The sequence below is a fragment of the Microcoleus sp. PH2017_24_DOB_U_A genome, from assembly GCF_020738205.1.
Classification (GTDB): domain Bacteria; phylum Cyanobacteriota; class Cyanobacteriia; order Cyanobacteriales; family Microcoleaceae; genus Microcoleus.
In genome coordinates, this window is record NZ_JAEQCT010000001.1 from 1 (window position 1) to 3,259 (window position 3,259).

Consider the following 3,259-nt stretch of genomic DNA (forward strand, 5'->3'; position numbering starts at 1 on the left):
ATACAGGTGAACCCTAATTAAATGTTTTGTAGTTACTCAATAATTCTTGTCCAATATACCATATTCTGTTAATATAAAGTTTAGATGCGTTCGCCCTGCCCCCGATAAATCGGCGATCGTAGCAGCCAATCCAGGTTGAACAATGGTTACAGCCACCAGCAAATTAATCGCCGCCTGCTGTAGGAGCAGTTTTTTGTCATTCATAAAATATCTGCGAGGTAGAGGTACAAAGTCTCAGCGCGATCGCACGGCAACCTGAAAATAATCTTGGCAGACTTTTATCTGCGTTTATCTGTGTTTATCTGCCTTAATCTGCGGTTTTTATAATCAATCATTGTGAGCCAAAGTCGAAATATCTGCAACTAAATGACAAATTCCGAAAAACCTAACTCATGCGATCGCTTTTGTCAACTCAATTTCTTGAGGCAAATCGCCAGTTGTCTCGTCTTTTTCCGAATATGGATCGCATAACTAACTCAAAGATTATTCCTAACTTTTCGATACTTACTTAAATCTGCTACCTTTTCTGCTACCCTAAAAGCATATAGCTATCTTACCAAATAGCAGACCGCGTTCCTCCACAATTCTTGAGAAAAACTTATGTCTGCGATCGCACCATCCCCCAACCCACCCGTTTTAGAAGAACTTCGCTCCGGATTGCCCAACATTTGCGGTTCCGAAGCAGAAATCACTGCCGCCACCAACAGCAACGAACCAGTCTTTTTACCTAAGACAAATCTGCGCCTCGAAAACATTCAAGCCGGATTTGCTTGCGCCCTGCATATGCACCAACCTACAATTCCAGCAGGTGCAAAGGGCGAACTAATCTGCAATCTCCAGAATATGTTTGAAAATCCCAACCAAGGAGACAACCACAATGCCGGAGTCTTTGCTTGGTGCTATTCACGCATGGGAGAATTTATTCCCCAACTGATTGCTGAAGGTTGCAACCCGCGAATTATGCTCGACTATTCGGGCAATTTATTGTGGGGATTGCGCCAAATGGGACGCGACGATATCTTCAACAACCTCAAGCGAATTACCTGCGAACCTGAATACCAACCCCACGTAGAATGGCTGGGGACAATGTGGAGTCACGCCGTTATTCCCTCAACTCCAATTCCCGATATCAAACTCCAAATTCAAGCATGGCAACATCATTTTGCATCCATTTTTGGCATAGATGCCCTGAAGCGCGTTAAAGGTTTTTCGCCTCCAGAAATGCACTTTCCCAATCACCCCGATACTCTTTACGAATACATCAAAGCTTTGAAAGAATGCGGCTACCGCTGGCTAATGGTGCAGGAACATTCTGTGGAAAATATCGACGGTTCGGGATTGTCGCAAGACCAAAAATACATTCCCAATCGTTTGCAATCCCGCAATTCTCGCGGCGAAACCATCAGCATCACGGCTTTGATTAAAACCCAAGGTTCCGATACAAAATTGGTCGGTCAAATGCAGCCTTATTACGAAGCAAAAGGACGCAACAAACAGCAAATTAGCAATGTCACAATTCCTTCTTTAGTTACTCAAATTGCCGACGGCGAAAATGGTGGCGTGATGATGAATGAATTCCCCAGCGCCTTTGTCAAAGCTTGGCACGAAAACCGCGAACAAGGTGGCGGAAAATCCGGTGTTGTCGGTTTAAATGGGACTGAATATTTGGAGATGATTGAGGCGGCGGGTGTTAATCCTGATGATTATCCTGTTTGTCAGGGGATTAATCAGCACAAGATTTGGCTGCAAGTGAATCCTGATAGTGCAACGCCGGAAAAGGTGGAAAGTGCGATCGCGCAACTCAAGCAAACCGATCACAATTTTCACATGGATGGTGCATCTTGGACTAACGATTTAAGTTGGGTGAAGGGCTACGAAAATGTCCTGGAACCAATGAATCAACTCAGTGCAGCCTTTCACAAAAAATACGACACGCTGGTACAGAAAGATGCTGCTGTTACCAAGCAGTTTGAATATCAGCAGGCTTTGCTTTACAACTTGTTGGTACAAACAAGCTGTTTCCGCTATTGGGGACAGGGAACTTGGACTGATTACGCGCGCGAACTTTACAACCGCGGCGCTGCTTTGATGAAATAGAAGATGAGACGGCGGTTGAAACCGCGTCTACACAGACAAAACCCGCCTCCGCGGGTTGAAGTAACAAAATTTATGGTAGAGTGCCCCGGAAACCAACTATTTGACCAGTGTCAAATATCTCGGCTGACGCACCTTATACTTGTTGGCAAATTCGGGTCAATTACCAATTGCCAATTACCAATTACCAATGCCCCATTCCCCATTCCCCATTACCAAATCCTACATTTCCTGCATCAAACGCAAATAATTTTGTCTCATCTGCGTCATATTTTCCATCATTCTATTCGCCATATCTTTCTCAACTTCGCTCATTTGCTGCCAAAATACAGCAGAACGTCTGGCCAGAATTGCGTCTTCCCACAACATCTCCAAAAGTTGCGCGGCCATCGGATTTTCAGCATCTATAATCCCGCACAATTGCTCGAAAGCTCGGTTAGCTTCGGCGTGACTCCCAACATCCTGAGCGAGAGTCAGGCATTTTTTGAGTTGTACGATCGGGTTTTCAGAAGAGTAAGCCATAATTTCACTAAGTTTAAGCTACCAAATTTACACTGACACCTTTGAGATTACTAGAGTTGCGACACGGCCACACAGTTCCCCAAATACCACCGCCAAGGCAAATCAATCCCTTTAGTAATCCCGATCCGCGTAGTTTGCACAAAATTTATTGTACCCTCCTCCACGGCTTGCTGAAAGTCTTCGCTCCGGTGTTCCAACCGCAGCGCTTGGCCTGCGTCCAAGGGTAAACCGCTAAAAGTTCGATCGATCTCCAGCACCTTACCAAAAACTTGGGTTTAAAGCCCCGTCCTTCTAGGACGGCTTTGTGTTAGAATTTTAGCGTAGGGAGTTCCCACGTAAGATGTTCGTTCTAGAATTCAAGGCGATCGGCAAACCAAATCAGTCCTCCGCTATAGACGAAGCAATCAGAACTGCTCAATTCGTTCGGAATAAGTGCGTCCGTTTCTGGATCGACAACCGAGGAGTAGGGCAAAAAGACTTGTACCGTCACAGCACTGCGCTCAGAGAAGAGTTTGCCTTTGTTAAAGAATTGAACTCTAGTGCCTGCCAAGCCTCTGTGGAAAGGGCTTATTCTGCCATTGCTCGGTTCTACGACAACTGCAAGAAAGCCGTTCCCGGAAAGAAAGGTTATCCGACTTTCAAG

General features: G+C 45.4%; 4 protein-coding genes and 1 pseudogene. 2 read left to right on the forward strand and 3 right to left on the reverse strand.

All coding sequences use genetic code 11. The features are described 5' to 3' along the window. Nucleotides 1–36: 36 nt before the first annotated feature. Nucleotides 37–204, reverse strand: a complete 168-nt coding sequence (locus JGK07_RS00005; RefSeq protein WP_293243601.1) for a hypothetical protein — start codon at nt 202–204, stop codon at nt 37–39. Nucleotides 205–600: 396 nt separating this feature from the next. On the opposite strand from JGK07_RS00005, the gene JGK07_RS00010 reads away from it, so the two are divergent. Beyond that, nucleotides 601–2,097: a glycosyl hydrolase family 57 gene (locus JGK07_RS00010; protein ID WP_293193782.1), complete on the forward strand. Its 1,497-nt coding sequence runs from the start codon at nt 601–603 to the stop codon at nt 2,095–2,097. A gap of 219 nt (nt 2,098–2,316) precedes the next feature. Here the strand turns inward: JGK07_RS00010 and JGK07_RS00015 are convergent, their stop codons facing one another. Then, on the reverse strand, nt 2,317–2,616 hold the full coding sequence (locus JGK07_RS00015) for a hypothetical protein (protein WP_293148499.1): 300 nt from the start codon (nt 2,614–2,616) through the stop codon (nt 2,317–2,319). Nucleotides 2,617–2,666: 50 nt separating this feature from the next. After that, nucleotides 2,667–2,873, reverse strand: a complete 207-nt coding sequence (locus JGK07_RS00020) for a DNA-3-methyladenine glycosylase (protein ID WP_293186936.1) — start codon at nt 2,871–2,873, stop codon at nt 2,667–2,669. Nucleotides 2,874–2,956: 83 nt separating this feature from the next. On the opposite strand from JGK07_RS00020, the pseudogene JGK07_RS00025 reads away from it, so the two are divergent. After that, nucleotides 2,957–3,259: pseudogene (locus JGK07_RS00025) on the forward strand (hypothetical protein); the annotation flags it as partial.